The 595-nt window shown below is 35.8% G+C and carries 2 tRNA genes; both read right to left on the reverse strand.

The annotated features are described in order from the left end of the window. Positions 1-185: 185 nt before the first annotated feature. Positions 186-259: transfer RNA gene (locus ACQ93I_RS17250), tRNA-Ala, on the reverse strand. Positions 260-431: 172 nt separating this feature from the next. After that, positions 432-505, reverse strand: a tRNA-Ile gene (locus ACQ93I_RS17255). Between the last annotated feature and the right edge of the window lie 90 nt (positions 506-595).

Genomic DNA, 595 nt, shown 5'->3' on the forward strand with positions numbered 1-595 from the left:
TTTCCTCAAAACTTAAAATATAATTTGCTCTATCTATAATCTTACAACTATAGAAATTTTTATGTTTCTCGTATTCTTATTTTCCAATATGTCAATGAACTTTTTTCAATTTGATAATTTGAAAATGAGTCAATTTGAAAATTAATCTTCAAATTCTCAGATCTTCAAATCTTCAAATCAAATCGTGGAGAATATCGGAGTCGAACCGATGACCTCCTGCGTGCAAGGCAGGCGCTCTAGCCAGCTGAGCTAATCCCCCGTTTTTTTTAGTTGGCAGTGGTCAGTATTCAGTATTCAGTTCTCACTGTACTGCGTACTGCTTAACTGCGTACTGTAAACTGGTTGCCCAACTTCTAAAATTTCCTTCAGTATTTCTCAATGAACTTCTTAACTCTGACCATTGCTTATTGATCATTGTTAATTGTATTTCGTAGTCTCAGGCAGACTCGAACTGCCGACCTCTACATTATCAGTGTAGCGCTCTAACCAGCTGAGCTATGAGACTGCAATTAGTAGTGAGTAGTTAGTAATTAGTAGTGAGATAGCTTTTCGCCTCATCTCAATACTCAATACTCATATCTCAATACTATATATT

Source organism: Salinimicrobium sp. WS361, assembly GCF_050750585.1.
Classification (GTDB): Bacteria; Bacteroidota; Bacteroidia; order Flavobacteriales; family Flavobacteriaceae; genus Salinimicrobium.